Below are 2,564 nucleotides of genomic sequence, written 5' to 3' on the forward strand. Positions count from 1 at the left end.
TAGAAGTCCCCGAACGGCCCGTCGGGGTCGGTCCGCGACGCCTGGAACCAGGGGTGCTGATCGGAGGTGTGGTTCATCACCAGATCGGCGATGACCCGGATACCGCGAGCGTGCGCCTGCTCGATGAGTTCCACGAAGTCACCGAGTTCTCCGAAATCGGGCAGGATGCTGGTGTAGTTCGAGATGTCGTAGCCGCCGTCTTTGAGCGGTGATTGGTAGATGGGCAGCAGCCACAGGCAGTCGATGCCGAGCCATTGCAGGTGGTCGAGTTTGGAGATCAGGCCGCGCAGGTCGCCGTAGCCGTCGTTGTCGGAGTCGGCGAACCCGCGGACCGACACCTCGTAGAACACCGCCGTCTTGAACCACAGCGGCGTGTTCGGCGTCTTGTCGTCGAACGGGTCGGGGATCGCCCCGGCGGCCGGCGCCCGGTCCGGCTCGGCGACCGGGCCGATGTCCGCCTCCGGCGCGGTGACCTGGTCGGACGTGCTGCGGGCGGTGTTCTTCGGCTGGCCGTGCATGGGTCACCCCGGTGTGTTGGAGACATCTAGATCAGCAATTCCCGCCGCCGGTGCGGGAGACGTTCACGACAGGCAACCTTCCGTAAAAACTTCCGTACTCTCCGTGACGGCCGGGCCGGCCGCGCCCCGATGGTCATCGCCCGGCAGCGGCTCGGGCACGAAGTGGAAAAGTCGCGCAAAAACCCGGCTGTTCACGGCTCGTTCGCTGGCGCCGCGGCTCCGGAAGACTTGCCGCGCGACGGTTGTGTCATGTCCGTGTTTTTAGGTTCGTCGCTTTTTCTGTCGCAGCCCTCGGGTAGGTCATTTCCAAGCTCAGAACCCGTCCCAGCGGCGGGTTCTGATCAGTTCGGACGGAATGCGTCCGTCCAAAGCGATCGGAGGGACAGTGGAGCGCTGGGAGAAGTCGCCATCGGTCGTACCGACGCGCGATGAGCTCGTGGCGCGGCTGCGCGTCCGCTTCGCCGACATTCCGGCTGAGAGCGTGCGCCGCTGCGTCGACGACCTGTGGTGCTGCTGCACCCATCTCGGGGTGCGGCCCGAGGAACGGACCATCGAGCGCCTCGCGGCGTCCCGGCTCACGGGCGTGGTGCGCGGCGGCCGGCCGCCCTATCCGGACGGCCGGACGGTGTCCAGACCGCCCGGCTCCACGCTGACCGCCCCGCCCAGGACCGCTCGCGCGGCCGCCAGAACCCCGATCGGGATGTGACGTATGAAGGACACGGTAGTGCCGGGCCTGAGCATCGAGACCCGGCGAGGGTTCATCGTGCTGACCCTGCCCGCGCAGATCAGCTGGCAGAACTACGCGGGCATCCGCGAGGGGGTGAGCAGGGCCCTCTCGCTGGCCGCGGGATCCGCGGGGGCGCCGGCCGCCGGGGGCGCGCCGCGGGGGCGGCGGCGCACCTGCGTCGTCATCGACTTCGGTGACGCGGTGCTGCTGGACGCCGCCGGGCTGGTCCTGCTCGCCCGCGCCGAGACGCGGGCGCAGCTGCTCGGCTGCCCGCTGCGCGCCGTGGTGCCCGCGCTGTCCGCGCACGTGCGGCGCGCGCTGCACCTCACCGGGCTGGCGCAGCTCGTCCCGGTGTTCCCGGACGTCGCGGCGGCGACGGCCACGCCCGTCCCGGCCGGGACGGCGCGGGACGCCGACACCACGCACGTGCTCGACGCCATCCGCGCCCTGCACCCGGGGGACGCCGGGCTCACCCCGACGCCGCCCGCCCCGTCCGAGCTGATGATCACCACGACGGAGGCCGGCGACGGCGACCACACGGTCGTCCACCTGTCCGGGGTGCTGGACGAGGTGACGGTGCCGCGGCTCGGGGAGACGCTGACCACGCTGGTCGAGGGGAACCTGCGGCACCTCATGGTGCGGATGCACGAGCGGCTCGGGATCCGCTGCGACCCGCTGCCGATCCTGCTCGGCATCCGCTGGCGCGTCGCCGCGGAGGGCGGCTGCCTGGCGCTGCCCGCGCTGCCGGCCCGGCTCCGCGAGATCATCGACCGGGAGGGGCTCGGATCGGTGTTCACCGGCTGCCGCTCCATCGAGGACCGCCTGCTCGGCGCCGAGCAACCGGTCTGACGCCTCGGTCTGACGCCTCGGTCTGACGGCTCGGTCTGACGCCTCGGCCGACGGCTCGGCCGGGCGGTCGGGCGGGCGGTGCGCTCCGCCGCTCAGCTGCCGCCCGGCCGGCGCCGGTTCCGGGCGCCGGCCCGCGGCGAACTCCGGCGCGGCCTCGCGGTCGTCCCGTTCGCCCTGGCCATGCCCCCGTCGGCCCGGCGGCTCCCACTGGCCCGCGCACGTCCCTCGTTCCGCTCGAAGGTGAGGATGTGCGCGGGCTTCGTGTGCGGGTCCAGGTAGACGTAGTTGGCTTGGGTCCAGGTGTAGGTGGCTCCGGTGAGTTGGTCGGTGACGGTGTGGGGTTGGTGGGGGTCGTCGGGCAGGCCGAGGGCGGGGAGGTCGAGGTGGACGGTGGCTTCGCGGGGTTGGTGGGGGTTGAGGTTGACGATGGCCAGGATGACGTCGTTGAGGTGGCGTTTGGAGAAGGCCAG

The 2,564-nt window shown here is 71.5% G+C and carries 3 protein-coding genes and 1 pseudogene; 2 read left to right on the forward strand and 2 right to left on the reverse strand.

Features of this window, described 5'->3' with window-relative positions; translation table 11 throughout:
* Positions 1-518: alpha-amylase family glycosyl hydrolase (locus ABTW95_RS35580; protein WP_500228625.1), on the reverse strand; the 518-nt coding region annotated here is incomplete at its 3' end.
* Between the two features lie 385 nt (positions 519-903).
* On the opposite strand from ABTW95_RS35580, the gene ABTW95_RS35585 reads away from it, so the two are divergent.
* Positions 904-1,224 carry a hypothetical protein gene (locus ABTW95_RS35585; RefSeq protein WP_396453276.1) on the forward strand — a complete coding sequence of 107 codons (321 nt, stop codon included), beginning with the start codon at positions 904-906 and terminating at the stop codon, positions 1,222-1,224.
* Positions 1,225-1,227: 3 nt separating this feature from the next.
* Positions 1,228-2,094 (forward strand): STAS domain-containing protein, encoded by an 867-nt coding sequence (locus ABTW95_RS35590; RefSeq protein WP_396453278.1) that lies wholly within the window; start codon positions 1,228-1,230, stop codon positions 2,092-2,094.
* 92 nt (positions 2,095-2,186) lie between these two features.
* Here ABTW95_RS35590 and ABTW95_RS35595 read toward each other — a convergent pair.
* Positions 2,187-2,564 (reverse strand): annotated as a pseudogene (locus ABTW95_RS35595) (hypothetical protein); the annotation flags it as partial.

The sequence above is a fragment of the Spirillospora sp. NPDC127506 genome (genome assembly GCF_040302145.1).
Taxonomy (GTDB): domain Bacteria; phylum Actinomycetota; class Actinomycetes; order Streptosporangiales; family Streptosporangiaceae; genus Spirillospora.